This is a genomic window from Capnocytophaga sp. H4358, assembly GCF_002302515.1.
Taxonomy (GTDB): Bacteria; Bacteroidota; Bacteroidia; order Flavobacteriales; family Flavobacteriaceae; genus Capnocytophaga; species Capnocytophaga canis.
Map to the genome: position 1 here is coordinate 1919678 of NZ_CP022380.1, position 26855 is coordinate 1946532.

20 protein-coding genes and 2 pseudogenes are annotated in these 26855 nt (G+C 35.9%); 7 read left to right on the plus strand and 15 right to left on the minus strand.

What is annotated here, in order from left to right:
- The first annotated feature begins 71 nt into the window (after positions 1–71).
- Both CGC49_RS08145 and CGC49_RS08150 read left to right on the plus strand, forming a co-directional pair.
- The gene (locus tag CGC49_RS08145) at positions 72–1085 is read left to right on the plus strand and encodes a LacI family DNA-binding transcriptional regulator (protein WP_095894059.1); all 1014 of its coding nucleotides are present in this window, start codon (positions 72–74) and stop codon (positions 1083–1085) included.
- A 126-nt stretch (positions 1086–1211) separates the two neighbouring features.
- Positions 1212–3002, plus strand: coding sequence for a chloride channel protein (locus CGC49_RS08150; RefSeq protein WP_042343451.1), 1791 nt, complete (start codon positions 1212–1214; stop codon positions 3000–3002).
- Positions 3003–3019: 17 nt separating this feature from the next.
- Here the strand turns inward: CGC49_RS08150 and CGC49_RS08155 are convergent, their stop codons facing one another.
- The 4 genes from CGC49_RS08155 to CGC49_RS08170 form a co-directional block, all read right to left on the minus strand.
- The gene (locus tag CGC49_RS08155; protein ID WP_042007866.1) at positions 3020–4102 is read right to left on the minus strand and encodes an AI-2E family transporter; all 1083 of its coding nucleotides are present in this window, start codon (positions 4100–4102) and stop codon (positions 3020–3022) included.
- Positions 4103–4130: 28 nt separating this feature from the next.
- Positions 4131–4847, minus strand: coding sequence for a 16S rRNA (uracil(1498)-N(3))-methyltransferase (locus CGC49_RS08160; RefSeq protein ID WP_095912345.1), 717 nt, complete (start codon positions 4845–4847; stop codon positions 4131–4133).
- 72 nt (positions 4848–4919) lie between these two features.
- A complete protein-coding gene (locus CGC49_RS08165) occupies positions 4920–6287 on the minus strand; it encodes a peptidylprolyl isomerase (protein ID WP_095912346.1) in 1368 nt (455 codons plus the stop codon).
- Entirely contained in the window at positions 6280–7137 is an 858-nt protein-coding gene (locus CGC49_RS08170) for a hypothetical protein (RefSeq protein WP_042007871.1), read from the minus strand. The genes CGC49_RS08165 and CGC49_RS08170 overlap by 8 nt, the downstream gene beginning before the upstream one ends.
- Positions 7138–7681: 544 nt before the next feature.
- On the opposite strand from CGC49_RS08170, the pseudogene CGC49_RS08175 reads away from it, so the two are divergent.
- From CGC49_RS08175 to CGC49_RS08185, 3 genes and pseudogenes are all read left to right on the plus strand, one after another.
- Positions 7682–7933: pseudogene (locus tag CGC49_RS08175) on the plus strand (NVEALA domain-containing protein); the annotation flags it as partial.
- A 139-nt stretch (positions 7934–8072) separates the two neighbouring features.
- Positions 8073–9134 (plus strand): 6-bladed beta-propeller, encoded by a 1062-nt coding sequence (locus CGC49_RS08180; protein WP_095912348.1) that lies wholly within the window; start codon positions 8073–8075, stop codon positions 9132–9134.
- A gap of 343 nt (positions 9135–9477) precedes the next feature.
- On the plus strand, positions 9478–10461 hold the full coding sequence (locus tag CGC49_RS08185) for a BF3164 family lipoprotein (RefSeq protein WP_095912349.1): 984 nt from the start codon (positions 9478–9480) through the stop codon (positions 10459–10461).
- 590 nt (positions 10462–11051) lie between these two features.
- Here the strand turns inward: CGC49_RS08185 and CGC49_RS08190 are convergent.
- The 8 genes and pseudogenes from CGC49_RS08190 to hemC all read right to left on the minus strand — a co-directional run bounded on the left by CGC49_RS08190 (position 11052) and on the right by hemC (position 17345).
- A pseudogene (locus tag CGC49_RS08190) lies at positions 11052–12253 on the minus strand (IS256 family transposase).
- Positions 12254–12360: 107 nt separating this feature from the next.
- Complete coding sequence (locus CGC49_RS08195; RefSeq protein WP_095912350.1) at positions 12361–13014, minus strand: IS1 family transposase; 654 nt, start codon at positions 13012–13014, stop codon at positions 12361–12363.
- A gap of 489 nt (positions 13015–13503) precedes the next feature.
- A complete protein-coding gene (gene rsgA / locus CGC49_RS08200; RefSeq protein ID WP_042007877.1) occupies positions 13504–14448 on the minus strand; it encodes a ribosome small subunit-dependent GTPase A in 945 nt (314 codons plus the stop codon).
- Between the two features lie 215 nt (positions 14449–14663).
- A complete protein-coding gene (locus CGC49_RS08205; protein WP_064504531.1) occupies positions 14664–14816 on the minus strand; it encodes a DUF4295 domain-containing protein in 153 nt (50 codons plus the stop codon).
- 9 nt (positions 14817–14825) lie between these two features.
- A complete protein-coding gene (rpmG, locus tag CGC49_RS08210) occupies positions 14826–15008 on the minus strand; it encodes a 50S ribosomal protein L33 (RefSeq protein WP_042007879.1) in 183 nt (60 codons plus the stop codon).
- A 36-nt stretch (positions 15009–15044) separates the two neighbouring features.
- Positions 15045–15278, minus strand: coding sequence for a 50S ribosomal protein L28 (rpmB, locus tag CGC49_RS08215; RefSeq protein ID WP_042007881.1), 234 nt, complete (start codon positions 15276–15278; stop codon positions 15045–15047).
- A gap of 84 nt (positions 15279–15362) precedes the next feature.
- Positions 15363–16394, minus strand: coding sequence for a hypothetical protein (locus tag CGC49_RS08220; RefSeq protein ID WP_095912351.1), 1032 nt, complete (start codon positions 16392–16394; stop codon positions 15363–15365).
- A 33-nt stretch (positions 16395–16427) separates the two neighbouring features.
- Positions 16428–17345 (minus strand): hydroxymethylbilane synthase, encoded by a 918-nt coding sequence (gene hemC, locus CGC49_RS08225; RefSeq protein ID WP_095912352.1) that lies wholly within the window; start codon positions 17343–17345, stop codon positions 16428–16430.
- 299 nt (positions 17346–17644) lie between these two features.
- Between hemC and CGC49_RS08230 the strand changes: the two genes are divergently transcribed.
- Both CGC49_RS08230 and CGC49_RS08235 read left to right on the plus strand, forming a co-directional pair.
- Positions 17645–18622, plus strand: a complete 978-nt coding sequence (locus tag CGC49_RS08230; RefSeq protein ID WP_042007884.1) for a pyruvate dehydrogenase complex E1 component subunit beta — start codon at positions 17645–17647, stop codon at positions 18620–18622.
- Positions 18623–18709: 87 nt separating this feature from the next.
- Positions 18710–19438, plus strand: coding sequence for a biotin--[acetyl-CoA-carboxylase] ligase (locus CGC49_RS08235; protein WP_095912353.1), 729 nt, complete (start codon positions 18710–18712; stop codon positions 19436–19438).
- Positions 19439–19568: 130 nt separating this feature from the next.
- On the opposite strand, the gene CGC49_RS08240 is transcribed toward CGC49_RS08235, so the two are convergent.
- The 3 genes from CGC49_RS08240 to CGC49_RS08250 form a co-directional block, all read right to left on the minus strand.
- Positions 19569–20294, minus strand: a complete 726-nt coding sequence (locus tag CGC49_RS08240; RefSeq protein ID WP_095912354.1) for a DUF6261 family protein — start codon at positions 20292–20294, stop codon at positions 19569–19571.
- Between the two features lie 432 nt (positions 20295–20726).
- Positions 20727–23783 (minus strand): type ISP restriction/modification enzyme, encoded by a 3057-nt coding sequence (locus tag CGC49_RS08245; RefSeq protein ID WP_232745171.1) that lies wholly within the window; start codon positions 23781–23783, stop codon positions 20727–20729.
- Between the two features lie 337 nt (positions 23784–24120).
- Entirely contained in the window at positions 24121–26751 is a 2631-nt protein-coding gene (locus tag CGC49_RS08250) for a valine--tRNA ligase (protein WP_095912355.1), read from the minus strand.
- Positions 26752–26855: the final 104 nt, after the last annotated feature.

Genomic DNA, 26855 nt, shown 5'->3' on the forward strand with positions numbered 1-26855 from the left:
AAATTTTATAAAAGTTTTGGTTTTTGAGAAAATATGCCTATTTTTACTCGGAAAATTGGATAGAAAGAATAATGAAAAAGAAAATAAGTATAAAGGATATCGCCAGAGAATTGAATGTTAGTATTTCAACAGTTTCTAAGGCTCTTAACAACAGTGGAGAGATTAGTAAAGAGATTACTGAAAGAATCAAGGCTTTTGCAAAGTTACATAACTACCGACCTAATTCAATAGCACTGAGTTTAAAAAATAAAAAATCCAAAACGGTAGGTGTAATCATTCCTGAGATTGCACATGACTTTTTTTCAACTGTTGTGAGTGGTATAGCTAGTGTAGCTGAAGAGAAAGGTTACAATATTGTAACATGTTTTTCAAATGAATTGTTTGAGCAAGAGGTTAAAAATATCGAAACATTAATGCAAACGGGTATTGATGGATTTATAGTGGCTCTTTCCAAAGGCAGTGAAGCTAAAAAGGATTACCACCATTTGCGTGAAATTTTAAATCAAGAACTTTCCTTGGTGCTTATTGATCGAGTGGCTCAAGATATTTATTGCGACAAGGTAATTGTAGATGATGCAATGGCCTCATACAGGGCTGTGAATCATTTAATTCAGGCGGGATACCATCGTATAGGGCTACTAACTGTTCCTAATTACATCAGCGTAGCAAATTTACGTACACAAGGATATAAAAACGCGCTCTCAGATGCTCAAATTCCGATAGATGAAAGTTTAATTTTAGCGGTTGAAGATGTACATTCCGATACAATCATTTCTGAATTTTTTGACAAATGTAAATTTGATGCATTGTTGTGTAATAATGAGTTTTTGGCAGTTAGGGCAGTGCGTGAAGCTCACGATCGAAATATTAAAATTCCGCAAGAATTAGGAATTATTACTTTTGCCGATGGTTCTTTGGCGAAATATTCGTATCCGAAACTTACTGCTATTGATCAACATGGAGCCGAAATTGGTAAAAAAGCAATGGAATTACTCGTTGAAAGTATCGAAAATACTAATCAAGACCGTAATTTTAGAACAGAAATTATAAAAACATCACTACAAATAAGAGAGTCAACCAGGTAATGAATATATAATAAATTATACAATCAGAAAAATACTTTACCTTATCGAAAAAATGAGTTTTATGTTATTGATGATGAGTGTTTTGTGTTTTTTGATTTAAGCAACCGAAACTTAATTAACTGACCAATGGGATTAAAAAAGAGAAGTTTATTTGTTAGATTTTTATTTTGGAAGGCAAAAAATCTTACCAATCGTCAATTTATTCTCATTTTGTGTGCTGTTATTGGTGTTGTTTCGGGGGTTTTTGCTGTATTCATAAAAAAAGTAACTCTTCTAATCCAATTTGTATTGCAAAATGGATTGGTAGCTTCTTATCACCGAGCTTTTTATTTCGTTTTTCCCACCATAGGTTTTTTAATCGTGTATTTTATACTGAGGTATGTCATTAGAAAACGTTTAGAGCCAGGCATTCCTTATACCCTTTACGCCATGTCTAAACTCAAAGGCATTATTCCTACCTATCATACGTATGGAAGTCTCGTTACAGCCCCTTTTACAGTGGGTTTCGGAGGTTCGGTGGGATTGGAAGGCCCTATGGTCATTTCAGGAGCTGGATTTAGTTCCTATTTGAGCAGATTGTTTCACGTAAACCAATCTGATAGAACTTTGCTTATAGCCTGTGCCTGTTCAGCTACCATGGCTGCAATGTTCAAGGCTCCAGTGGCAGCTATCGTATTTGCTATTGAAGTATTTAGTTTAGAATTGACTTTGATGTCACTCTTGCCTCTGATGGCATCTTCATTGTTAGCGGTGCTTACATCTTATTTTTTTCTTGGAAATGAAATTCTGATGCCTATTAATTTAGATGGAGAATTTACTCTGGCAGATGTACCTTATTACATTGTTTTGGGGATTTTGACTGGAGCAGTGTCTATTTATTTCTGTACAATTTTTCAACGAATAACCGCTTATTTTGAAGAAATTGATAGTCTAATCAAACGTTTGTTTTTTGGTGGGTTGATGATAGGATTGGTAGTTTTTTTCATTCCGCCCCTTTACGGAGAAGGGTTTGAGGTTATGAATAAACTCATTAGTGGCAACCCGAAAGAGGTGTTGCAAAATGCATTTAATTGGGAGGTAGATAATCCTTGGTCTATTATTGCTTTAATGTTAGGGCTTGTTCTCTTCAAAGTGGTTGCTATGGCAACTACCGTTGGAGCAGGAGGGGTGGGAGGAGTGTTCGCTCCAGCTCTTTTCACAGGAGGAATATTGGGTAATTTAGTAGCACGAACCATTAATCAATTACCGTTTTTGGGGCATTCCGTTCCGTTAGCCAGTTTTACGCTCGTAGCGATGGCGGGTTTGGTGGCAGGGGTGTTACACGCACCGCTTACAGCCATTTTTCTCATTGCAGAACTTACAGGAGGACATACGCTTTTTGTACCATTGATGATTGTAGCTTCCGTATCCTTTGCCTTGTCGAAATACTATTTAAAGCATTCACTTTATACAAAACGTTTGGCACAAGAAGGAAACCTAATCACCCATGATAAGGATCATAAGGTACTCACTCTGATGGATATTGATGCAGTAATTGAGAAAAACTTTATTCCTGTAACCGCACAGATGAACTTGGGAGAATTGATTGAAAAGGCTATTACAAAATCTAATCGGAATATATTTCCTGTGGTAAATGCTCAAAATCAGAGTTTTGAAGGTATTATCCTTTTAGACGATATACGTCAGATGATGTTTAACCAAGCGTTATATGATCAAATAAAAGTGGGTGATCTCATGCATCAACCTCCGGCAATCATCTGTTTGGGAGTAGATAAAATGCCTGACATCATGCAGAAATTCCAAGACACAGGAGCGTGGAATTTACCCGTGGTGAAAGAAGGTGCCTATATTGGTTTTGTATCCAAATCAAAACTATTGACCATATATCGCCGAAAATTGATTTATTTCTCTAATTAAAACGTGTGTATCTTTCTTTAAAAATTTTTCGTAAGAATTTTGACTATTTTGTTGTTAGGTAAGAATTCTTTCAGGATGACTTTCAATACAGTGTAGGCAGGAATGGCAATTACCATGCCTATAACCCCGAAAAGTGTACCGCATATCAAAATTATTAAGAAAATTTCTAATGGACTTGATTTTACAGAGTTAGAAAAAATAAGCGGTTGTGAGAACACATTATCGATGAACTGTCCAATGAGGAAACCTATCAGAACATAAATCGTAGTTGGCAAGGTAACCGACATAAAATCATTGTCGATATTGCTACTCATTGTCAGTAAAGCCATTAGTACAAAGGCTATAATAGGCCCGATGTAGGGTATCAAATTTAATAAAGCACATAAAAACGCGATGATGAAAGGGTTTTGTACTCCAAAAATAAGTAATACGATGGTGTAAATAACAAACAAAATAGTCAGTTGTAGAATCAGCCCTGCAAAGTAGCGTGAAAGTAAGCTGTTGATTTTTACAATTGATGTGCGTGTTCTTTTTACTTGCGAATTCGGTAATAACGACAGCGTTGACTTCATTAGTGAAGTGTTGTCTTTCATGAAGAAAAACGTAATAAAAAGTACAGAAAATAGTCCTGCGCCAAAACTTCCTATGAATGAGATAAACGAGTTTATAAGGTTTGGAATGTCAATGAAATTTAAAGCATCTGATACGCTGAGTAGAGTTTCTTCTTCGTCCTTGCTCACTCCTGTCAATTTAAAAAAATGCAGTAAAAGATTATCCAAATTTGTACGGAGTAGGTCAATGTTAAGTCCCGAAAGATTTTTACCTTGTGAAATTAGCAAAGGAATGAACAAACTGAAAACCCCCAAACTTAAGATGATGAATATGGTCATCGTTAGGATTACACAAACGCTTTTGCTTCTGATTTTTAGTCGTCTGTGAAAAAAGAAAACGAATGGTTTTCCTAAAAGTGTGATTATCAATGCTAAGACTATGTAAATCAGAATCGATTTCAAAAGGGAAAGAGCATAAAGAGATAAAACTACTAAAACCATTATTCCCACAGCTCTTAATATTCCGTTAGCAATCATTTTTGAGTTCATATTATTTTTTATTTAGTGATTTTCTATTTTAAAGTGTTGCCATTGTAGCAACGACATTACACGCTACAATAGCTGCTGTTTCAGTTCGTAATCGGTTTTCACCCAATGAAATAGCCTGAAAACCAGTGCTGAATGCTGTTTTAATTTCTTCGTTAGAAAAATCGCCTTCAGGGCCTATCAGCACGATTAATTTTTGCGGAAAAGGGTGGAATATTTTCGAGAATAATACTTTTTTCTCTTCTTGACAATGGGCAATATATTTAGAACTTTTCTCATCTTTGTATCTATGAAAAAAATCCAATGCATTGATTGGTTCATTGAGCTTCGGTAGGTGAAATTGCAATGATTGTTTCATTGCCGAGAGAATGATCTTTTCAAGGCGTTCTGTTTTTACAACAGTTCGTTCGGAATGCTGACAGATGACGGGTGTAATTTCATCTACGCCAATTTCTACGGCCTTTTCTAAAAACCATTCGTAGCGTTCATTCATTTTTGTGGGGGCAACCACTAAATGAAGATTGTAGAAATGTTTTTCTTTATATTTGACATTCAAAATGTTACCCTCACAACGTTTGGTAGTCGCAAGGGTTATTTTTCCTTCAAATAAATATCCTTTTCCATTGGTAATGTACAGTTGATCGCCTTCTTTTTTACGTAATACTTTGACAATATGCTGACTTTCTTCTTTGTCAAAATAGAAGTTATGGTCATTTTCGTCAATGTTGGCATTATAAAAAAGTTGCATTTTTAGTATTTTGTAGGTTTTGCTGTACGATTTTAGTATCACGGAACAAGGTTACATATCAGAAATTTTGTTTTATTTCTTCAACCAATTGTTCGAAAAATTACAATCCTTATACGTTCCCTTTACAACGATATGTGTTTTTTCAACTTTTTCATTTATCCATTTTTCGATGGTTTTCAACTGTTTTTCTTTTAGTGTGAGGTCTTGAATTTTCACATAATCTTTCACAAAATCAGCCTTATGCTCCTCATGGCGATTGGTTACTTGGTATATTTTGTAGCGTTTTTTACCATTAGCATCTTCGTCCAAATAAGCGATAGAGACCTCGTTGTCGCCTAATTTAGAAACTCGATTGTAAAGTACTGGTTCCATACGGGTTAGCTCAAAACGAGAAGAAAGGTCATCAGGATTGACTAATTGTCCACCATTGCCTTTGGTCTCTTTTTCATCGGAAAAGTTACGTGCAGCATCGGAAAACGTAAATTCTTTATTGTCAATACGTTCCTTGATTTTTTCGATTTTCTCTTTCGCTTCTACCAAGGCAGTTCTCGGGACATCAGGAACTAACAGAATGTGGCGAACGCTCACTTCTTTCCCTCTAATCCGAACCATTTCAATGATATGCCATCCAAAGCTTGATTCAAAAGGTTTAGAAATTTCTCCTTCTTGCAGTGTAAATGCTACATCTTTAAAAGTTTTATCATAAGGTGAATTTCGGTTGAAAGTCAGCATTTCTCCTCCTGTTCCACGGTCTTGAGAGTAAAGAATGGCTTTCATGGAAAAACTACTTCCTGTTTGCTCCACATCCGCTTTGATTTCGTTCAATCGGTCAATCACTTTTTGCACTTCGGATTTGGGTGCCACTGGGTCGATGACTATCTGAGCGATTTCCAATTCGGTTCCGAAAATAGGACGTTCTTCTTCGGGGATGGCGTTAAAAAACAAACGCACTTCTTCTGGCGTAACCTCTACATTTTTTACGACTTCACCTTTCATGCGTTGGCTCAACATATTCAATTTAAAAAGATTGAACAACTCCTCACGCATATCCTGTTCATTGTCCTTATTGTAAAATTCCAATAGTTTTTTCATACTTCCGATACGTTCTACCAAAAAGGCAACACGTTTGTTTACAGATTCACGAACCTCGGAATCTGTCATAGGAATACTATCTTGTACAGCTTGGTGAGCGAACAAACGATCCTCCATTAATTTGCCAAGCAATTCGCAACGCGTGATGTTTTTGATGTCCACCTCCTGCTGTTGTAGTTCAGCAAAAGCTTTGTCTATGTCCGATTCTAAAATCAAATAATCACCCACAACAGCTGCAACGCCTTCTACCTTGATTCGCTTTTGAGAAGATGTAATTTCTTCATTTTGAGCAAAAAGTCCACATGCAAAAAATAGCATTCCGATAGCGGTTATGATTTTTCTATTCATAAATAATTTCAAATTGTTTTTTCTTAATTCCTCTATTTATTATGTCTGCTTCAAGTTCTTTTACGAACTCTAATTTTCTCTGATTCAATATGATTTGGCGTAATGTTGGTTTTACATATTCCATTGGAGCCTGTTCGTTTTTTCGTAGCACATCGCGTACCTGTACCAGATATACTCCCGTAGAATCTTTATGGTTGGTGAAGAAAATTCTATTTTCTTTTAATTTTTCCTCTAAAAAAGGAAGTTTTTTTACTACACTTTCCGTTTTTACCCAGATCGAATCACCTAAATATATTGAATTGAATTGTAAACCTATCGAATCCAGTTCGTGACGGTCTTCGGCGTTAAAACGCTTTAATTTTTCTTCTAAAGCAGATACTCTTTTTTGTTTTTCGGCCGATGATAAATGTATATAACGCAACTTGATCAGAGATTCATTGAGTAAAAAAGTTTCCTTGTTAGCCTCGTAGAAAAATTGTAAATCTTCCTCCTTGATTAAAGTGTCGATGCTGCTGTTAATCAATCCTTGTTTGTATGAATTCAGATATAGATCCGCTCTATAATCATTTACCAAACGTTCAAAATCTGCTTTTTCATCATCAGAAATATTACGTTCAGCATTGGAAAGCATCAATTCCTTTATTGCCCAACTATTGATGTATTTTTGGACGATGTTTATACTGTCTTCCTTAGTGTAATCTATTGGCATGATGGATTTTATCTCATCTTTATAGAGATATACATCTCCTACACGAGCAATAGCGTGTTTGGGTTTTTCCTTTACGAAATAATCGCAGGAAACAACTATAAAAATACCCAAAAACAGCCATATGTATTTTTTTATCTTCATAAATATATCCCTAAAAAATAGGAAGCACCGTAAAAGGGTTGCAATTTAATGTTTTTTTTTGATTTAATAATTATTCTGAAATATAAAAGTATATTAAAATACTTAATTTGTTTATTTTCAGTCATTTTTGTTTTGAATATGATGATTTAATACCAATATAAACTATGGATTTCGTGTAATTATTGATGCTTTTTAGAGATGTGGATAATGGAAAGCGTAGAATTTTTGAAAAAAAACTATATACTTATGTCTTAGATTTAACCTAAAAAGTAAATTCACTCTCATCTGAAAATTAGAAACCTTCGGACGGGAGTGAATTTATGGGAGTAGACCATTTGGAAAACTCTGGAGATTCGCGTTATTGGGGGGTAGTACCCGAATAGTATATAGCGTGAAAAGCGTGGTTCATTTGGGTATCTAATTACTCTTGCACGGGCAAAACTAAAGATGGAGCGTATTCTTAAAAAAATAACAAAACAAATTTACATTTTTTTTTGTTTTATTTCGTTTTGTTGTTTACTTTTGCTTAAACAAATTCTTAAAAGGCGTAATTGCCACAGCAGTTGTAGCTTTGGTTGCGGGCTACGGAATAAGCAGAGGTGTGAATAATAGTAACGCAGCACTTAGTGATTTGACATTAGCTAATTTGGAAGCGTTGGCTGATGAAGAGGGTTGTGGAGGATTAGCAAAACTTAGTGATCCTATTTGGCATGTAACTGTAGAAATAGGAGGGAATGTTTCTTTTCCAAAAATGACTTGTACGACAGGAGGATGCTATAAATGTAGTAGTAAATAAATCTAATAGAGCACAATGTCTTATTAATTTACAAGTTATTGTGCTCTTTAATCTGATTCACATATAGATTTCGATTGCGAAAGATAAACATAAAATAGTTACGAACAGCTAAGTGAAATTAATTACATAAAAAAACTTTATGAGACACATAATTCCATTATTTCTCCTACTTCTTCTATCTTGCCAAGAAAAAAATAAGAAAATCACGGTTATTACACAAGAAAAAAAAGATACGAAAGAACATGTATGTAACCTACAAGAAAATATTAATTTGGTAGGTAACATTAAGGATTTTAGCTTTTATGACAATTCTTCTTTTTTTGTACTTGCCGATAATAATATCATAGAGTACACCGTAACAGGGGAGCAGCTAAATGTTTTCAATAAAACGGGACAAGGACCTGGAGAATATGTAACCCCTACATTAATAAATATTTACAATGAGTCTATTTATATTTGGTGTTCAAGTACTCTTAAACTAATTGAATATGACAGAAAAGGAAGATTTATTAGAGAAAATCTTAATTATAGAAAAGCTATAAAAAACTTTAAACTTTTAGATGAAAATAGTGTGTGTTTTTATAAAAGTGACGGACAGAAAGATGCAATAATTGAAATTTATTCACTAAAAGAAGATAAAATTATAAAATCTATTCAAGGAGAGTTGACTGATGAGGATTTACTCCTTTTATCAGTAGCTTCTAAACCTAACATGATTGTAGAGGGAGGAAATCTTTATTTTACCAAACCAAGTGAATTATCTCTTTATCACCTAGATTTAAAAACATTTTCTCTAAGTAAGGATGCTTTTTTTGAAGACGATGAATTTATTGTAAAAAAAGTTCAAGATGCACATTCTATGTTTAATACAGACCCACAAGGTGTTTTAACCTACATGGCTGAGAATAGTATTGTAGACAATCTTTTAAAAGTGGGTGATAACTTTTATATCAAATCCGAAATAGGTAAATATATTATTGATTTTCAAAAGAGGAAAATGGAAACCGATCAACGATTTGATAAATACTATTTGTGTGATTTTAGACGTCCAAATGTTGAAAACATAAAGGCTATTAAAGAAAGTAAAAATAGAGGTACGCATAGGTATGCTCTGTTTCGAAGTGATACATATCTTTTAGAAGTAGATAATTCAAATGAAGATGAACAAGCACGAATGAAAGTTTATAAATTAAATTTTTAAGCGTAATTGCCACAGCAGTTGTAGCTTTGGTTGCGGGCTACGGAATAAGCAGAAGTGTGAATAATAGTAACGCAACGCTTAGTGATTTGGCATTAGCTAACTTAGAGACTTGATCAAAAGTCATTTTAATAATATTAAAGTAAAGTAAGGTACATCAAAGGTGAATCGACTTGTTTTATCTTTGGTAATAGAGTTGATTCACTCTTTTTTAGATATGTACAATTCTAATGGATTTCACTTAAAATAATAATTATTGAGTTTGACAGAATCAATAAAATAAAATATCGAAATAATTTGTACAAAATATAGGTTAAACGGGGAGTATCCCATAAATATACTAAATATGAAATTTTATACTATTCTCTTTGTAACACTTGCTCTTTTTTCTTGCTCAAGTAATCAAAAAAACGAAATTGAACCAAAATCTCCGTCTCCTCTTATTATGGAATCTGTCGAAACGCCCAAAGAGTTGTTTCGACCTTCCAAAGTAATTGCCAATGAGAAGTATGTGATTGTTTTCAATAATGTTCATGAGCAAATGTTTAATGTTTTCTCACCTGAATTAAAATATCTTTATTCTTTTGGAAATATAGGACAAGGACCTAACGATTTGAACATGGTCATTCAAGAATCTTTTGAACTTGAAGGTAATGAGCTTTCTATGTTGGACATGAGAAGTTTTGTAACCTATCAGTTGGGTGATACTACCGCAGTCGGAAAGGATAAGCAACACATAATTTCCGAAGAATCTGTTTTCAATAAAGCCAAGAAACTTTCCAATGATAGTTTCATTTTCTTACCCTATTCATACAAAGAAAATCAATCAGATATTCATAAATATGACTTTAAAGATCGAAAAATAACCGATTTTGGCGAAAAAATAAGTCCTAAACCAGAGGAAATTCAGGAGCCGTATTTGCTATCCTCCATTTTGAGTGTGAATAAAAATAACCAGCGTGTAGCACAATTTTATCAACATAAACCAGAGTTTAAAATCTACGATTTTCAAGGGAAAGTACTTCATAAAGGGGCTGTTAGTATAGAACAAACTGACGATAAACGGCTTTATTTTGCAGAAGTATATAGCACAGAATCATTTATTTACGTGCTTTGGGTGAATAGCACTAAGGAAAATGTGATGAAGCACATGGATAAGTTTCGCCCCGAGCTAATGGTGTTTGATTGGGAAGGGAATTTATTGGAACAATTTAAGTTCAATATACCCGTTATTTCATTTGCTGTAACCCCCGATGAAAAAATGATGGTTGCAACATCGCTAAAAGAAACAGATGTAAATACCTTATACAAAGTGAAATTACCTCGTTAGTATCTGAGAAATCAAAAAATATTTGATTTTCAATAGTTTTTACTCATTTAAGACCACAATATTAGATGCTCACAGAGATATGATAATTTTGTGTGACCAATTTAAAGTGAATGTTTCCATCCTTGTTCGAAAGGATGAGGAAAATGGAAGAAAAAAGGCATAGGAGTAATAGTGAATTATTTAAAAAATAGAAACAAATAGTCACAATGACATGAAGAACTGTGTGTTATAAATTGTTAAAATATGGTATTGCGATATGACTTTTGGAAATATAACTGACTTATTTTCAGTTTTTTATGATAAGTCTACTCCAACATATAAGAAAATTTGGCTGTGCTGTAAAAAGTATGATGATATAAGAAAATAGACAGTCAGAGAAACATTCATCTGGTTGCCAACCAAGATAGATAGAATATTGCTATTAGAGATATATACATTTCTTTTCTCGGTAGTGTTTCCCAAAGTATGATACTCAAATCCACCCAAAATTGATGTAGAAAAACACAATTTCAAAGGCTTTTATATGGTTTTCAAACTTTTTTGGACACTATCCCTCTAAGTGTGTAAGTTAAAAAGTTGGGGTTAAGTTTTTATAGTTTGAGTCTTTGTGCAAATATAAGCATAAATTGGTTCAAGACAATCCCCCAATTTTGGATAGGCATACTCCACTTTTTGGTAGCTTCTCTCAAAGCCAAGAAAACGGACTTTTGCACAGCTTCGTCTGTTGGGAAAGACAGCTTGTTTTTGGTGTATTTCCGAATCTTACCATTCAGATTCTCAATAAGATTGGTTGTGTAAATAATTTTTCTTATCTCTAACGGAAAATCGAAAAATACGGTCAATTCGTCCCAATTGTCATACCAAGATTTGATAGCATAGCCGTATTTTGACTCCCATTTTTGGGCAAAATCTCCAAAGCAACCTTGGCAGCTTCCTTGTTAGGGGCAGTATAAATGTGTTTCATATCGGCTGTAAATTCTTTTCTGTCTTTGTAAACCACATACTTACAAGCATTCCTAATCTGATGAACCACACATATTTGCGTTTGTGATTGGGGAAAAACCGTGCGAATGGTTTGCGTAAATCCGTTTAAATTATCGGTGGCAGTAATGAGAATATCTTCCACTCCACGAGCCTTTAAATCAGTGAGAACGCTCATCCAAAAGGCGGAACTTTCATTCTTTCCGAGCCACATTCCTAAAACTTCCTTTTTTCCCTCTCGATTCAAGCCCACAGCAAGGTAAATGGTTTTGTTGACAACTTTTGAGTTCTCACGAACTTTAAAAACGATGCCGTCCATCCAAACAATCAGATACAGCTCGTCCAACGGGCGGTTCTGCCAAGCGACCATTTCATTGGTAACCGCATTGGTAATCCTTGATATTGTGGAAGTTGATACTTCAAAGCCGTACATTTCTTGGATTTGTTCTTCGATGTCGCTCACGCTCATTCCTTTGGCATAGAACGATACGATGATGTTTTCCAAACCATCGATAACGTTCTTGCGTTTAGGGACTAACATTGGGTTAAAACTACCGTCTCTATCCCTAGGAACTTGGATTTGTTCTTCGCCAAAGGAAGTTTTTATCTTCTTGGAAGTGTGTCCGTTACGATAATTTCCATCTTTAGTTTTGTCGTGTTTTTCGTTGTCCAAGTGAACGTCGAGTTCGGCATTGAGCATATGTTCCACCGCTTTTTTGTGGAGTTCTTTAAAGAAACCTGTCAAGTCCTCAGCAGTCTTAAATGACTTGTAAAATTCTTTGCTGTTGAGCAATTCTTCCTTGTTAATCATATCTGTTTAAATTATGGGTCAAAAATAGTTAAAAAGTTATTTCCGAAATTTTTTTTGAGCTTTTAAGGGCTCAAAAAATTTCAGAATAACTTTTCAACTTACACAGATTATGGGATACTCCTCTTTTTTGAAAAACAACAAGTTTTCCTCACCGCTCGGCGTATCCGATGTCTCAAAAGTGTGTTGTTTCCTTCAATATCAGTAGTGTATTTTTTACCTACTTTATGTGTATATTCTTGAAAAACAGACGCAAAAGCTTCCCAATTATCTGTACAAATCTCATCAAAACTAACACCCAATTTCTTCAATTTCTCACGAAGTTTTTGGGCTGTTTTTATGTTTCGTTTGCCCCATACCCACGCTACAATTTCCTTTGTTTCAGCAGAATAAGCATAAATCAACCACTTTTTATTTTTCTTTTTTCCCACAAAAGTCCAAAGTTCATCAACTTGTAACGATTTGTATTTGTTTTGTTTGGGTTTGATTTCTCGATTGAAATTTACCAAAACCGAAAGCACTTTTTTGATGCTAACTTTTTCAATTTCAGCAATATCACGAATACCTACATTTCTTGCCAAAAGCAAGAGAATTTTCGCAGCAATATGCGAAGCCCAACCTTTGTAGGTCAGATTATGATCGCCGATAAATTGGCGTTTACAGGTTTTGCAAAGATAGTTTTGTTTTTTGTTCTTTTTATTCCCATTTTTGACTATCTTTGTGCATTGACAATTGGGGCAATGGAGTGTAATTGTTATTAGCATTCAACAAAAATACAACTTTATTCCCTGATTGTCAAATTTTTATACCATCATACTTTTTAAAACACGACCCTTTTCTCTTATTAAACCACCATAAATACAAATATATCCCAAGATAAACAATAATAAACAGGCTAATTAACGTTCTACTATAAAAAATGTCACTAAGATATAAAAATGTCAATGTAAATATTTAAAGAAATATTGCAGAAAATAGGATACGTTTTAAAACCATAACTTTTATATATTGAATTGCCTTGACTTTTTGAAAACAAAGTAGCAAGTATTTTGATAATTTTCTAATTTTACTATACTGATTATCACTGTTATGAGTGAAAATAATAATATTTTTCGTTTAAAAAGATAGAATATCTTGCCCGAAATTACCAAAAATAATGAAGCTTCACAACTTTTTTTAGGAAAATTAAGCAAAATAATAGCTGTATGATATAAAAAGGTTTTTAGTAGAGAAGAGTAGGAGAAAGGGTAGTGTTAAGACTCCTCCTCTCCCTCATCAGTGCGATAGTGTTCTTCTTCTCCTTTGAGTATCTGTAGATAATTTTTGTAGCGAGACCATGAGATTAGGTCTTTTTCCAGAGCAGTTTTCACAGCACATTTAGGTTCATCAATATGTAAACAGTTATTGAATTTGCATTCCGATTTTAATCTGAAAAACTCAGGAAAATAATCTGTAAGTTCTTCTTTTTCAATGTCAACCATTCCAAATCCCTTGATGCCAGGAGTGTCAATGATTCTTCCTCCAAAATCCAAATCGTACATTTGAGCAAATGTGGTAGTATGTTGTCCTTGCTGAAATTGCACCGAAAGAGCTGCCGTTTTCAAATTTAGTTCGGGTGCAATGGCATTGATGAGTGTACTTTTTCCTACCCCTGAATGTCCTGAAATCACACAGGTATTATTTTGCATTAACTCCTTGAGTTTGTCGATGTTTTTATGAGTAATTGCCGAAATTCCAAGGCATTCATAGCCTATTTGTCGGTAAGTGGCTGCTAAATATTTTACTTCGTCAAGTTCTTCTGGGGTGTAAGTGTCTATCTTATTGAATAGCAATATTGTACGTATGCTATATGCTTCTGCTGTAACCAAAAATCGGTCAATAAAAGCGGTGAGAGTAGGAGGATTATTTAGGGTTACCACCAAAAAAGCAATGTCAATATTGGATGCGATGATATGTGTTTGTTTAGACAGGTTTACAGATTTACGGATGATGTAGTTTTTTCGTTCATGGATGTCGAAAATAACGCCGTTACCCGATTTTTCAAGTTCAAAACTAACGCTATCGCCAACCGCGATGGGATTTGTGTTTTTGATATCTTTAATACGGAATCTCCCTTTGATACGACATTGGTAAAATACACCGTCCTCTGCTTTCACTGAATACCAACTACCTGTTGATTTATAAACAACTCCATTCATTTTTAATCTACTTACTGTATTTTTTGCTGACAAAAATAAGGATTATATTTTAGTTTTACATATATTCTTGATAACTTACTTTTTCTACAAATCCTACAGTTTTCAAATTTTGTGAACTACTGTTGTTTTGTTTGCTGTATTATATTATGACCAAATATATAAAATAAAAAAAGCCGTCTCACGACAGCTTTCATTATGATAAATAGAGAAAATAATTATTTTTTCTTTAAAAAATCGTCAACCAACTCAGGAGCCATGACGCTTTCAACGAAAGTGTAAGCACCTGTCTTAGGAGATTTTACCATTTTAATGGCTTTAGTTAATTTTTTTGATTTTCCCTGTAATGTTGCTACTGTTTTCTTTGCCATAACCCCTTATTATTTAATTTCTTTATGAACAGTTACTCTTTTCAAGATAGGATTGAATTTTTTAAGTTCTAATCTATCAGGTGTGTTTTTCTTATTCTTTGTTGTAATGTAACGAGACGTACCTGGCATACCTGACTCTTTATGCTCTGTACATTCCATAATTACCTGTATTCTATTACCTTTTTTAGCCATTGTACTGTATGTTTTATATGTTAAAACGACACACTATTAAATGTATCCGTTACGTTCTACTTCTCTTAAAACTGCTGAAATCCCTTTTTTGTTGATGGTTTTGATAGCAGATGTTGACACTTTCAATGTAATCCAACGATCCTCTTCAGGAATGTAAAAACGTTTTGTTCTTAAATTTACGTTGAATTTACGTTTTGTTTTGTTCATTGCGTGAGATACATTATTCCCCACCAATGCTTTTTTTCCTGTTAGTTCACAAACTCTTGCCATTTTTCTCTATTATTATTGTATTGTCCTTACTATTAAAATCAGGGTGCAAATTAACGGACTTTTTTTTAATCTGCCAAATTATTTTCAATATTTTTTGTACTTGAATAGGGTGATTTCTTCATTCCCTGAAGCCACCAAAGTGTTTTCATCAACGAATAACAGACTGTGATATCCTTTTTCTGATATTTTTTCCCAAGTTTTCCCGCTATCGACTGACGACCAAATTCCGTTGCTGGATGAAGTAGCTACAAGTCCCTTACCTTCACTGTTTGGGATATATCGCACACAACTTATGTACCCAGGAGAGGAAGTTTCGTCAATTACTTGCCACGTTTTTCCGCCATCCGTGGTAACAGCTCCACTTTTTGCTTTTAATGTTGGATTTTTATAATCTCCTCCCATTACAATTCCATTATTTTTGTCGTAAAAGCTTACCGAAAAGGCTCCCTGTGAGGGGTTTCCCTGTACAATCGGCAGGTTTGTTGATTTCCAAGTGACTCCCTTGTCTTCCGATGAAAATATACGACTCTTTGAACCTCCGGTAATTACCCAAATCAGGTTCTCTACATTGGCGATATTGGAATTACTTGCGGCAAATAAAGCCTCTCCTACTGCTAATTTTGGAGCTTGATCACATGATTTTTTTTGCCATGTTTTTCCTCCATCGTGGGTTGTGAGTACAGACATGCAATCATCAGTGGGGTCACCAACCGCAATTCCAAACTGATTGTCAAGGAATAACATACTGTCGTAGAAAGCTTTCTCATGAGTTTCTTCATACATTTTTTTGAAGCCATCCGATTGTGTGCTGAAAAGCATTGCAGGGCTACCTACCGAAAGCATATAAAAATCATTTGTCGTAGCTGCTACCGAACGATACTCTACATCTAAAAAATCCGTTTTTTCCATCGTGAGGTTTTGGGTGTTTATGAAACCCAACACACCCCCTGAACCTGCAAACCCAATATTTTTATCCAAGAGAACCATAGCTCGGACACTTTTTCCCTCCAAAGAAAACGTGTGTCTTTCTTTGATTTCAATTCCTTGTAAGTCATTGTTTTGATTTTGACAACTTATCAAAATCATACAACATATAGCATATAAAAATCTTTTCATTTGTAAGGTTTAATATTCCGTGATTGTAATGCTCTACTTGTTCTTTAGCGTAATGTTTTTTATTATCTCAGCTCCCCCTTTACTGAGTATTTCTTCAGCACATTGTTTTCCAAATTCGTGGAAATCAGTTTCTGATATGGCTTTTGAAACGCTGATTTTTTGTTTGCCGTCCAATGAAAACAACGCTCCTTGAAACATGATTTTGTTTCCTTCAAAATGAGCAAAAGCTCCTATGGGAGCGGTACATCCGCCTTCTAAAACGCGTAAAAATTGTCGTTCGATGTGGGTGCAAATATCGGTTTCTCGATCATTTAATTTGGCAACTGCTTCGCATGAAAAAGAATCGTCTTCGTTGACAACTACCACCATAGCTCCTTGTGCAGGGGCGGGAATCATCCAATCCAAAACGATGTGATTTTCAGGTTTTTTGTCAATACGTTCCAATCCTGCAGAAGCAAAAATAGCTCCGTTCCAATTGTTGTCATTCAATTTTTGTAATCGAGTGTTTACATTTCCGCGTAGGTTTACTACTTCATGTGTAGGGAAGCGATGTAACCACTGTGCCTTACGGCGTAAACTGCCCGTGGCAATTGTAGCTTCGGGATTTTCTAAAAACAATGTATTTTCTTTAAAAACCAAAATATCATGTACATTAGCACGTTTCAATACTGCTTTTTGTACAATTCCTTTGGGGAGTGCGGTCGGCACATCTTTCATGCTATGTACTGCAATGTCGACCTGCTTTTTTAACATGGCTATATCTAAGGTTTTCGTAAAAATACCTGTGATTCCCATTTCATACAGAGGTTTGTCTAATATTAAATCTCCCTCTGATTTTACAGCAACAATCTCAGTTTCATAGTTTAAGGCGTTTAGTTTGTTTTCTACTAAACGTGCTTGCCACAGAGCAAGTTCGCTGTCTCGACTCCCTATCCGTATTTTTTTGCTCATTACAATGGTTCTAATTTTGCTGACAAAAATAATAAAACTTTTGGGATAATCATCACATTTTGATAGAGTGCCTCTTTACATGAAAATAAGGTTTGTCTGCTTGAAAACTTTGTGCTCAAAAAAAGAAGACTTAAGTGTCAAAAGTAATATTATGAATAAATATTTAAATCGTTGATAGTCAATTATTGGCGTTTTTATTAAAAATATAAATTCGAAAAAAAAATAAACATCGATGTAAAATTCAATAAATATGTGTATTTTTGTGCCTTTCACAACTATGGTTAAATATTCATATAAAAATGAGAACAATACAATTCAGAGAAGCTATTTGTGAGGCGATGAGCGAGGAAATGCGTCGCGATGAATCAATTTACTTAATGGGGGAAGAGGTTGCCGAATATAATGGAGCTTATAAAGCATCAAAAGGAATGTTAGATGAGTTTGGCCCCAAGCGTGTTATTGATACTCCAATTGCGGAGGCTGGTTTTGCTGGGATTTCCGTGGGAGCGGCCATGAATGGAAATAGACCCATAGTGGAGTTTATGACTTTTAACTTCTCGTTGGTGGCTATAGACCAAATTATCAATAACGCTGCTAAAATGCGCCAGATGTCGGGCGGTCAATTCAATATCCCGATTGTTTTTCGTGGGCCAACGGCTTCTGCAGGACAATTAGGAGCAACGCACTCACAGGCGTTTGAAAATTGGTTTGCAAACACTCCAGGACTGAAAGTAGTTGTGCCTTCAACGCCCTATGATGCCAAAGGTTTGTTGAAAGCTGCTATCCGTGATAACGACCCAGTGATTTTTATGGAGTCAGAGCAAATGTACGGAGATAAAGGTGAAGTTCCTGAAGGTGAGTATGTATTGCCATTAGGTGTTGCTGATGTAAAACGAGAAGGGAAAGATGTAACTATCGTTTCTTTCGGGAAAATTATTAAAGAGGCGTTTGTTGCAGCCGATATTTTGGCAAAAGAAGGCATTGAATGTGAAATTATTGATTTGCGTACCGTACGTCCAATGGATAAAGAGGCTATCTTTAATTCTGTGAAAAAAACCAATCGCTTGGTGATTTTGGAAGAAGCTTGGCCTTTCGCGAGTGTAGCTTCAGAAATTACTTACCAAGTGCAAGAAAATGTGTTTGATTTCTTAGACGCTCCTATTCAGCGAATCACAACGGCTGATGCTCCCGCCCCTTATTCACCTGCTTTGTTGAAAGAATGGTTGCCGAATGCAAACGATGTGGTGAAGGCAGTACATAAAGTAATGTATAAATAAAACTTTTTCTCATAATAAATTAAATTTTAAGTTACTTAAAAATCTTTGTAAGAGTTCCTTACAAAGATTTTTTTTGGTTGTATTACTATGAAGATTATCAAGTTAGCTTCCGTGGATTCGACAAATGTTTTCTTGAAAAAAATGGTCAATTCGGGAGAGGGATTGTCTAATTTTTTGACTGTTTGGACTCTGAATCAAACGCAGGGAGTCGGGCAGTATGGAGCCAAATGGATGGCTGAACCCTACAAGAATTTGACCTTTAGCGTGTTATACATACATGAAAATTTCGATTTGGAACGATATTTTGTTTTGAACATGCTTACATCAATTGCCATTGTAACTACACTAAAATCTTTAGGTGTTCCGAATTTACACATCAAATGGCCGAATGATATTCTATCGAATAAATACAAAATTGGAGGCGTACTTATTGAAAACATCATACGTGGTGGTAAAATAGAAAAAAGTATCATAGGTATTGGATTGAATGTGAACCAAACTAATTTTGAAGGACTTCCGAAAGCTAGTTCATTGAAAAATGAAACAGGTAAGAGTTTTGATATAGAGGAAATTATAAATAAAATTGTAGTTAATTTACAGCAAACGTTTTCTCAGATAGACTTCTCTTTTCAGGAGTTGTACCCAGCGTACAGAAGCCATTTGTTTCGATTAAACGAAGTTTCGGCATTTCGTCCGCAACAGGGAAGTGATTTTTCGGGTATCGTCCGTAGGGTATTGCCATCTGGAGAGTTGGTAGTTGAAACCGAAGAGGGTGAAAAACATTTTTCACTCAAAGAAGTACAGTTGTTATATTAGTCCGTTTTTTCATTTGCTTCATAATTTAGATTTATACAACGTGTTGCTTAAGAAAAATGCCTAAAGTTACGAAATATATTTTTCTCCCTTTTAGGCATTTATTTCACTGAGATAACTTGTCTTTTTCCTTTTACTTTTTAGTTTCACTATCTCCTTTTCCCTGATTGTTTCTTCGTTTTATAGTGGTATTGGTCGTGTCAATTACTTGTTCCACAGCGTTGGCAAGGGAACTATATTGCGTAGGGTTAGCGATTTTCATTGCGATGAGATACGGAATGAGTTTCCCATTGATGGCTTCGAGTAGCGGTTTTTTCAGTGATGAGGCAGAAGGAGTATTTTTCTGCTCGGAAATACTTTTTTCGTACTCGGCACGGATTTGAGTGAAGGAAGTTTGTGCGGTGCGAAGTTGCGAAATGATTTCTTTTATCCCCTGAAGCGACGCAATTGCCGACTCCAACTCAGGGGCAGACAAATCCTTTAACAACGATTCAATAAGCGATGATTCGACAGCGTACGCCTCTTTCGTGATTTTCACCCCATATTTGGAGAAAACAGCGAACAATTTCTCACCGTTTTCTTTCAATTGAGGGATAGGCAAGGCACAATAACCGAGCAATGCCGCATTGAGTGACCGCACCAAATTATCCCTACGCAAGTCGGCTTCTTCCTGTTTGGAGAGCGACACATCGCGTTTGATAGCTTCGGTAATTTCGTGGGAAAGCGTTTCGATTTCGGCAAAAGTGGATTTCAAAAAAGCCTCTTCCTGCAAGGCAGTTTCTTTGCGATACAACACCAAAAGTAAGTCAGAAACATCATCGATTTCGGTAGTGCGAACGTGTGAATGTAATTTGTTCATAGTGTAAGTGTTTTAGAATTAAAAATTTAATTTCCACAAAGGTAACAAATAAATTTACTTATTAATTTATTTCAAGAAGATTTTTTACATTTGATTTTTTGCTTTTGCAAATAGTACTTAGTACAAATGCCCAAATATTCAGAACGCTTGTTTTCTCGCTTTGAGCATTTGCCCGAAGGTTCAGAGCATTTATTTTTTTCTTTTGAGTATTTGCCCAAAACCTCCTAACACGTGTTTTTTGGTTTTGGGCATTTGCCCGAAGGTTCACAACGCTTGTTTTCTCGCTTTGGGCATTTACTCTAAACTTCCCAACGTCTGTTTTTTAACTTAGGGTATTTGCCCGAAAGCTAAGAACGTACGTTTTTTACACTTGAGTAAAGTCGAAAGTCCTAATTTTACCAAAATCTTAAAAACTTTGACAGAGTTTAAAAATTATATGGCTATTTGGTCAATTTTAGTCATTAGCTCAGCAGTTTTTTCAAGAGCAAGTATCATTTTTTGATAATGCAAAATGTCATCAAAATCCAAAACGTGTCCTTTGCGGTCTTTGAGCCACTTTTGTGCAGGTTGGTAGCCCCCGATGTAAAATTCCCAAGCCGAAAGTGGCACATTATCAAAATATTGTGTATCGTTAATATACACACGCAATGAGGTAGCCTCCGATGGCGAAACGTTTGTAATGTATGGCTTTTCGATGCAATTGTCTCCAGCTATTGGATATGTTACTATGGGATTGTCAAGGCAAGAACTTTCGAGCAGATGAAGTTCACGCAATTGTTTTCCTAAACTTACCATTTGCACAAAAGTTTCAGCGTTTGGATACGGAATTTTTGGGAAATCAATCTTTAAAAATTCTTTATAACGCTCGCGATAGGTAGGGTGATGTAACACGGCATACACATAATCAAACAGTTGTAGGGGTTGTAATGGTTTTCCTTTGGTTATATCCGATAGTGAGGCTTCTATTTTTTGTACAACCGCTTTGTTAAAGTTGGCTACACGCTCGGTTTCAAATTGTAAAGGGTCATTATTTTCAGGAAATAAATAAAGTGGGAAGACAAGACCTGCTCCAAATTGTCCTGCTGTCCCTGTATAATTTATATCACAAATGTTATTACAAATAAAAAAACCAAACTTTTCTGTAATAGCTTGACGTGGAATGAGCATTCCGATATTTTCTCCTTTAATGAAATGTTTCATTATAGAAAAAAAAGCCCTTTTAACCAACTTATTATCGTAGTAAATATACGATTCGTCAAAAGGACGATATTGATATTTCGTGATTTTATCAATTGAATATTCACCTTTTTTAATTCTATCTAATAAATTATATCCACTTGAATCTTTTATATTATACTTTTTAACAAATTCTTCTTCAAAATCATTAGTTAATAATCTTTGAATTCTTTTAGATAAAATTTTCTTATCTCTATCAATAAAAAGGTTATCTCTTCCCGTTTGAATTCCACTAATATACTTATTAAAAAGTTCAGTAACCGAAAAACCTTTGTTGTATTCTTCTTGCAGAGAAAAATCTTTTGGGACAAAGAAGTAATTGGGAGCTTTCATCTGTAAGGAAGTCCAAGAAATGGTTTCCAAAGAGTTTTCTTCTAAAAAAGCAAATTTTTCGGCTCGTTTCCCCCATAGGTCATAATGAAAAACGTTGGCTAAGGGCTTTTCTTTTTTGTCGGAATATGGGTTATGTTTTACAAACAGATTGATAGATACTCCCTGCATAATGTTAAATACGTTTTCGTCTTTACTGCCATCGGGAGCGGTTTCTTTTTTCTTGCTGTTGCCGTGTAGGTCTATGATATAAATAGAATCAAAAGTTTTAAGGAGTTTTTCTCGCATACGGCGGAAAACAATTCCGTCTAAAAAGCTATTATTAGAAATATAAGCAAGTACACCCGCTCCATTTTTTTCTATAAACTTTTCTCCATAGCGGATAAATTTTACGTAATCATCAGAAAGCGAATTGAAACTTTTTTCATTAAGTTCTTTTTTGTAATCTGCCACAAGATTTTCAATCCATTTTCCCTTGTTATTACTACTAATTGCATACGGCGGATTTCCCAGTACGCACATTACGGGGGTTTCCCGTTTTATATGGTTGGCTTCGTTTGCTTCGTCGGAGAGCCATTTGGCAAAAGGGGTATGGCGGTCATCTTGGGGTTCTTCCAAACTATTGGTCAAATACACTTGTAGGCGTTGGTTGTCGCTGTATTTAAACCCTGTTTTCTGTAAAAGCAGGTCTAATTTTAAATGGGCAATGGCATAAGAAGCCATTAGTATTTCAAATCCGTTAATGCGTGGGAGTAGGTGGTCTTGTACGTAGCCTTGCCACATACCTTGTTGGGTTTGCATTTTTTGGTGGATATAATCAACTACTTGTGCCAAAAACGTTCCTGTACCAGTGGCAGGGTCAAGCAGTTGTACGCGGTGAAATTCTTTCTCTATTTGGTCATATCCTCCTTCGTCTTTGCTTGTTCGTTTAATATTTACCTTTACTTTTGAGTTGTCGGCAAGCCCTTTGGGTAGGTTAAAATGTTTTTTAAGAATGTGGTCAAGAGCTTGTACCATAAAATTAACAACGGGTATTGGGGTGTACCATACGCCCATTGCTTTACGCTGAGCGGGGTCATACTTTTCCAAAAAATCTTCATAGAAATGCACTATGGGGTCTTTGTATTGTTTGTAGTCATAGGTGTTGAGCATTGTAGTAACATCGCACGCCAAAAAAACCTGAATCAAATCATCAACAATCCATTCAATACGTTTATCTACTTCAAGCCCTGCCAAGTAACCAAACAATTTTTTCAAAAACGGATTGCTTTTGGGTAGTAAATTATAGGCTTCTATTCGGGAAAATGTAGGCAGTGTAGGGTCGTGATACCGAGCAGTAAAAAGCCCGTAGGTAATGGTTTGTGCATAAACATCGGCGAAGTTCTTCTCAGAAATATCGTGAATGAGTATTTCCTTAAAGGCTTTAAATTGGTCATATAGTGAGCTTTCTTCTTTATTTTCCTTATCTTGAAGTAGAGCTTGTTCAATAGCTTGTGCTAAAAGTTTTGCTTTGCGAGCCATCAATTCAGCCAGTTGTGATGCTGTTTTAATATTCTCTATATTGTAAGAACAGAAGTTACGCAAAAGCTGTTCAAACTCTGAAAAATTATCAGTGATAGGCTTTATTTTTCCATTAACAATTTGAGCAATTGCTATTTGAGCTACGCATTGTTGATTTCGGTAGAAATAGAAAGAGAGATAATCGGTAAAAATGATGTTTTCGAGCGAAGTTTTATATCGGTCAAATTGTTCTTTGTTGCGGTTTTCGCCCGGTAAATCCTTATCGCCTATGTCTTTGGCTTCGATAAAACCAATGGGTAAGGAGTTTTTTGTCAGAATATAATCGGGGGCGCCACAGGCTTGTCGTTTGGGTTCGTTGGTTGCCAAAATATTCGGTACAAGCTCTTGAATAAGCGTTGCCAAATCGCCTCGAAAGGTGTGTTAGGTGGTGTTTCCTAAGGCATATTTTTTATTTAAATTCTCTACATATTGGTTAATGCTCATCTTTTAACTTTTTATTTCTATGTATGGAGCGGTAAAATACATTTTGCTTGCCCCATTTGTTAGTAATGTAGGGGCGTATGTGATACGCCCACAAACCTTTGTTTTTATATAATGGGAAAAAGTCTTTCGTTTATTACGATATGTTTTCACGCAACGGGCGAAATATGTTTCGTACCTATTATTTGCTACACCTGAAAAAGGGCGTATGCGATACGCCCCTACATTGCTATTTATCCTTTACACTTTTTCCTTTTCCTTATCCGCGCAGGTTTTTAAGGCTTTCCTGAATGGTTTCTATCTTCGCCAGTGCGTCGGCTTGTTTTTTGCGTTCCATTTCCACCACTTTTTCGGGAGCGGAGCTGACAAATTTCTCGTTGGAGAGTTTTTTCTCCACCGAAGCCAAAAAGCCTTGCGTATATTTGAGTTCCTCTTCGAGTTTTTTCATTTCTTCCTCTACATTGATGTTGCCCTGCATCGGGATAAAATACTCGTTGGACTTCACTCGGAACGAAATCGCTCCCTCTACCTTTTGGCTAACGTATTTCAGTTTGGACAAGTTGCCCAATTTGGCGATAATCACATCGAAAGTCGTTGCCGTTTGTTCGTTGTTGAGTACCGAAAGTGGCATTTCCTCCTTAAACGGAATGTTTTTCTCTTTTCGCACGGTTCTGATGCCCGAAATTACTTCGGCAGCGGTATCAAATTCGGCTAAAATCTGCTCATCGAACGAAGTTATTTGAGGATATTTTGCCACTACCAGAGCCTCCTCAGGTTTTCGTTCGGTGATATGTTGCCAGATTTCCTCCGTGATGAAAGGCATAAACGGATGCAACAATTTGAGGTTATCCTCAAAAATGGCGATAATTTCCGCAAACGTTTTTTGGTCAATCGGCTGACCGTAAGCAGGTTTTACCATCTCCAAGAGCCACGAACAGAAGTCGTCCCACACCAATTTGTAGATTTTCATCAAGGCATCGGAGATTCTGTATTTTGCAAAATCGTCTTCGGTTTCGGCAAGTACCTTTTGGAACTTATTTCTGTACCATTCGATGGCAATTCGGTTGTTTTCAGGCTGATTAGCTTCGGAAATTTCCCAACCTTTTACGAGTCGGAAGGCATTCCAAATCTTGTTGGCAAATCCGCTACCTTGTTGACAAAGAGCCTCATCGAAAAGTAAGTCATTTCCTGCTGCGGACGACAATAAAAGTCCTACACGAACGCCGTCCGCACCAAAGTCATCAATCAATTTCAATGCATCGGGCGAATTACCTAATTGTTTGGACATTTTTCGTCCCTGTTTGTCGCGAACAATCCCCGTGAAATAGACATTGGTAAAAGGTTTTTTCCCTTTGAATTCGTACCCTGCCATAATCATTCTCGCCACCCAAAAGAAAATAATATCAGGACCTGTAACCAAATCATTGGTAGGATAATAATAATTGTATTCTTCGTTTTCAGGGTCTAAAATTCCGCCAAAAACACTCATTGGCCACAACCAAGAAGAGAACCACGTATCGAGAGCGTCTTCGTCTTGCTTTAAGTCATTAGTTGTTAGGGAATAGTTGTTAGATTTTTCCTTTGCCAGTTCCAATGCTTTTTCCTTATTCTCGGCGACCACAAATTCTTTTTTATCTCCGTAGTAATACGCTGGAATGCGTTGCCCCCACCAAAGCTGACGCGAAATGTTCCAATCACGGATGTTTTCCATCCAATGGCGATAGGTATTTTCATATCTTTTTGGGAAGAAATTGATTTCTTCACTTTCCAAAACTCCGCTGATGGCAGGTTTTACCAAATCTTCCATCTTCAAAAACCATTGGTCGAGAGGGCGTTGTTCGATAACAGCCCCTGTACGTTCCGATGTGCCGACTTTATTAAGGTAATCTTCCGTTTTCAGCAATAAATCTTTTGCTTCGAGTTCTTTAACTATCTCTTTGCGAACCACAAATCGGTCTTTTCCTTCGTAATGCAATCCGTGATGATTCAGTTTGGCATCGTCGGTAAAGGCATCGATGATTTCGAGTTTATGGCGTTCGCCGATTTCGTAATCGTTTTTGTCGTGAGCCGGAGTGATTTTCAAAGCTCCTGTTCCAAACTCAATATCCACGTATTCGTCTTCGATAATAGGCACAACACGATTAACAATCGGCACAATTACTTTTTTGCCTTTCAGATGTTTGTAACGCTCATCGTTGGGATTGATACAAACGGCAATATCTCCAAAAATTGTTTCAGGACGCGTGGTAGCTACCAAAAGATATTCCTCTGAACCTTCTATTTTGTATTTCAGGTAGAAAAGTTTTCCGTTTTGTTCTTTATAAATAACCTCTTCATCCGAAAGTGTGGTTTTGGCTTCGGGGTCCCAATTGACCATTCGGTATCCGCGGTAGATGTATCCTTTATTGTATAAATCGATAAACACTTTTATAACCGAAGCATAAAGGTCATCATCAAGGGTGAATTTGGTTCTGTCCCAATCGCACGAACAACCGAGTTTTTTGAGCTGCTCAAGGATAACGCCCCCATACTGATGCGTCCAATCCCAAGCGTGTTTTAGGAATTCCTCACGGGAAAGGTCGGCTTTATTGATGCCTTGTTCTTTCAGGCGGGCAACTACTTTGGCTTCCGTTGCAATGGAAGCGTGGTCGGTACCCGGCACCCAACAAGCATTGAAGCCTTTTAGCCTTGCACGGCGGATAAGTACATCTTGAATTGTGTTATTGAGCATATGCCCCATATGCAAAATTCCCGTAACGTTTGGCGGGGGAATTACAATGGTGTAAGGTGTTCTTTCATCGGGAGTTGAGTGGAAGAAATTGTGTTTCATCCAGTATTCGTACCATTTGGCTTCTACCGAATTGGGTAAATATTTTGAAGGGATTTCCATGAAGATACTTTCTTTATTTTAAGTGTTAATATTGAGTGTTACAAAATCTGAGTGCAAATATAAAACATAATTGTTTATTTAAAGAAAATTTTTATCTTTGCCCC

Excerpts from the sequence above, each read along its gene's own strand:
- rsgA (WP_042007877.1), bottom strand. The coding sequence starts at position 14,448 with ATGAATGGAGTTGTTTATAAATCAACAGGTAGTTGGTATTCAGTGAAA.
- CGC49_RS08220 (WP_095912351.1), bottom strand. The coding sequence starts at position 16,394 with ATGAAAAGATTTTTATATGCTATATGTTGTATGATTTTGATAAGTTGT.
- CGC49_RS08230 (WP_042007884.1), top strand. The coding sequence starts at position 17,645 with ATGAGAACAATACAATTCAGAGAAGCTATTTGTGAGGCGATGAGCGAG.
- rpmB (WP_042007881.1), bottom strand. The coding sequence starts at position 15,278 with ATGGCAAGAGTTTGTGAACTAACAGGAAAAAAAGCATTGGTGGGGAAT.
- hemC (WP_095912352.1), bottom strand. The coding sequence starts at position 17,345 with ATGAGCAAAAAAATACGGATAGGGAGTCGAGACAGCGAACTTGCTCTG.
- CGC49_RS08170 (WP_042007871.1), bottom strand. The coding sequence starts at position 7,137 with ATGAAGATAAAAAAATACATATGGCTGTTTTTGGGTATTTTTATAGTT.
- CGC49_RS08155 (WP_042007866.1), bottom strand. The coding sequence starts at position 4,102 with ATGAACTCAAAAATGATTGCTAACGGAATATTAAGAGCTGTGGGAATA.
- CGC49_RS08185 (WP_095912349.1), top strand. The coding sequence starts at position 9,478 with ATGAAATTTTATACTATTCTCTTTGTAACACTTGCTCTTTTTTCTTGC.
- rpmG (WP_042007879.1), bottom strand. The coding sequence starts at position 15,008 with ATGGCTAAAAAAGGTAATAGAATACAGGTAATTATGGAATGTACAGAG.
- CGC49_RS08160 (WP_095912345.1), bottom strand. The coding sequence starts at position 4,847 with ATGCAACTTTTTTATAATGCCAACATTGACGAAAATGACCATAACTTC.
- CGC49_RS08240 (WP_095912354.1), bottom strand. The coding sequence starts at position 20,294 with ATGAACAAATTACATTCACACGTTCGCACTACCGAAATCGATGATGTT.
- CGC49_RS08250 (WP_095912355.1), bottom strand. The coding sequence starts at position 26,751 with ATGGAAATCCCTTCAAAATATTTACCCAATTCGGTAGAAGCCAAATGG.
- CGC49_RS08205 (WP_064504531.1), bottom strand. The coding sequence starts at position 14,816 with ATGGCAAAGAAAACAGTAGCAACATTACAGGGAAAATCAAAAAAATTA.
- CGC49_RS08150 (WP_042343451.1), top strand. The coding sequence starts at position 1,212 with ATGGGATTAAAAAAGAGAAGTTTATTTGTTAGATTTTTATTTTGGAAG.
- CGC49_RS08195 (WP_095912350.1), bottom strand. The coding sequence starts at position 13,014 with ATGCTAATAACAATTACACTCCATTGCCCCAATTGTCAATGCACAAAG.
- CGC49_RS08180 (WP_095912348.1), top strand. The coding sequence starts at position 8,073 with ATGAGACACATAATTCCATTATTTCTCCTACTTCTTCTATCTTGCCAA.
- CGC49_RS08165 (WP_095912346.1), bottom strand. The coding sequence starts at position 6,287 with ATGAATAGAAAAATCATAACCGCTATCGGAATGCTATTTTTTGCATGT.
- CGC49_RS08235 (WP_095912353.1), top strand. The coding sequence starts at position 18,710 with ATGAAGATTATCAAGTTAGCTTCCGTGGATTCGACAAATGTTTTCTTG.
- CGC49_RS08145 (WP_095894059.1), top strand. The coding sequence starts at position 72 with ATGAAAAAGAAAATAAGTATAAAGGATATCGCCAGAGAATTGAATGTT.